Source organism: Okeania sp. (genome assembly GCF_983059655.1).
The window spans coordinates 2924-5228 of record NZ_CEZPJD010000573.1 but is presented as its reverse complement, the minus strand read 5'-3'; the positions used below and the strand labels follow the sequence as shown (position 1 = coordinate 5228).

At 39.4% G+C, this 2305-nt stretch carries 2 protein-coding genes; one reads left to right on the top strand and one right to left on the bottom strand.

Translation table 11 applies throughout. The annotated features are described in order from the left end of the window. Window positions 1-131: 131 nt before the first annotated feature. Window positions 132-455, bottom strand: a complete 324-nt coding sequence (locus tag AC3DU7_RS24405; RefSeq protein WP_488041890.1) for a GlcG/HbpS family heme-binding protein — start codon at window positions 453-455, stop codon at window positions 132-134. A gap of 525 nt (window positions 456-980) precedes the next feature. Here AC3DU7_RS24405 and AC3DU7_RS24400 point away from each other — a divergent pair. Then, window positions 981-2305: hypothetical protein (locus AC3DU7_RS24400; RefSeq protein WP_488041889.1), on the top strand; the 1325-nt coding region annotated here is incomplete at its 3' end.

Below are 2305 nucleotides of genomic sequence, written 5' to 3'. Positions count from 1 at the left end.
TGTACTTTTTCAAGACCTAAAAAGGCTACAACCAATATCAGTCAATGCGCGCGATATTTAATCAGCAAGCCCTAAATAGACAACTCCCAAGCCTGATCTTACCTTCTCCATTTCTAATGGCGTTTCCACAACTAAAATACGGCGGCTCCAGCTTCGGCTACGGCATGGTCTTGCTCTCCCGACCCCCCACTAACTCCAATTGCCCCCACTACTTGTCCTTCACTGTAAAGGGGTATTCCCCCAGCAAAAATCATGATTTTGCCATTGTTAGAGGCATGAATCCCAAAAAATTGTCCTCCTGATTGACTCTGTTCGGCTAAATCTTTAGTAGCCAGATTGAACGCCCGCGAAGTGTACGCTTTTTTAATGGAGATATCGATACTTCCGATCCAAGCTCCATCCATTCGTACATGGGCTACCAGATTTCCTCCCCCATCCACTACTGCTATATTCATGGGTTGACCAATTATCGAGTGCTTTTTTTTCGGCGGCACTAATTACTCTTCTGGCATCTTCTAATGTAACCATTAATCCCTCAATTGGACTTGACCTTAGATGTCTGTTAATTTAGCTGATTGGGTTAACAACATATACAGGACTTACGCAGACACACCACCCATGGGGGTAAAGGTGCGTTACGCTACGCTAACACACCCTACTGGACTGACACACCTTAAATGTTGCAATAGCAAACTCTCTAGAGATTGCTTCACTTTCGTTCGCAATGACAAATCTAATGCACTATTTTAGTTGAAACGGTCCACTACAAGTAGAGCCTTTGCGTAAGTCCTGATATATTGAGACTTTAAGTACACTAGCAAATTACAGGCTATTAGACAATAGCATTTTATTATCTCCAAGTTTCAGTCAATCTCGCCATCAATTGAGCCAAATTTCTATCTTAGCTAGGTTTAATTTTTCTTTGAACTCTGATATGGTAATGTTTATTTAGTTTATGTTAGAAAAATAAATGCAAAGTCATGCACACAACAGCAATTGATTTTATACAGCGTTTTACAGGAAAGGATTTAAGCAATCGAAATATACTCGAAGAGTTTTCAGATCAAGTCATATTCTCTAGTTGGTTAAAAAAACAATATCCTAATACGTCACAAGAAATGTACAATGCCATGCTGTTGGTGGCACGACCATATTTTGAGTATAAAGATACGCCCGTATACGTTGTATCATTGGTCGATACACTTTTTATTACGGGGCGTAGTGACTCTAGCATCAGCTTTATCCGACCTAGTACTTTAGGCACTCAAAAACAAATGATACTTGATGTACCACATGCCGGAACCTTACCACCTTCTTGTGTTGATGGACTATTATCTGATGACGTAATTGCTGATGAATCCCTATGCTCTAGCAATCCTTACACAATTTGGAATCAAGCAGATGTTGGGGTTTTGGAGGTATCTGGAAGTATTTGGCAAAATAATCAAAATTTTGTCTGTGGTTCGGCAGTATTGACAAATTTAATTATCAGCAATGGCAATCGCGCCCCAGCAAAAGAAGGTAGAACTAATCAGGTCTACAATACACACACTTATCGTGGGACTCCTCTATACAAAGATATTTCTCAGCCTACGGTCGAAACAAAACTAGGGTTAAAAAAGAATCATGATTTGAGTATTGCTGTAGCTGGAGCATGTCGTGCTGCTGCGTATATGACAAATCCGAATTATCCTATTATCTGTTTAGAACCACATAGTTATTCAGCATTTTCCCATGAAATACTCGATGCGTTATTTTCACCAAAACTAGATGGTATGAACTTAACTAAGTTTGCACCGCACAATGGTGGTACAGATACCAAAGCACTACTAGATTATCTGCGCAATACCCATGACTTGAAATCGTATCAAGAGTTAGTTAGACCATTGGTGTCAGTCCTAGATGTCTCAAGTCCTGACGAGCCAGATAAATACAGTACTGTTAATCGATCTCAAATGGAAGCTTTTGTCGATCCCTTTATAAGCATGATACGGGAGGCTTCTAACAGACTACCCATTAATATTGATAATTGGGAAAAATCGCGTCCTGATGTTTATGGTGCTACCAATACCATTCTGAAAAGGTTAGAAGAAGTGATAAAAAAAGCCAATTATTATCTTGACATTAATGATGACAACCTAATATCAAAAACCATAAATACGGTGACAATTGAATATAATAGGGGACTTGTAACATCCAACGAAACCTCTAAGATACACACCAGTGAACAAGATTTTTACGAGTGTTGCCAATTGGTCGGTGCGGCATTTGTAGCCGGCATCAAGAATATGCAAAATCTGTTTTA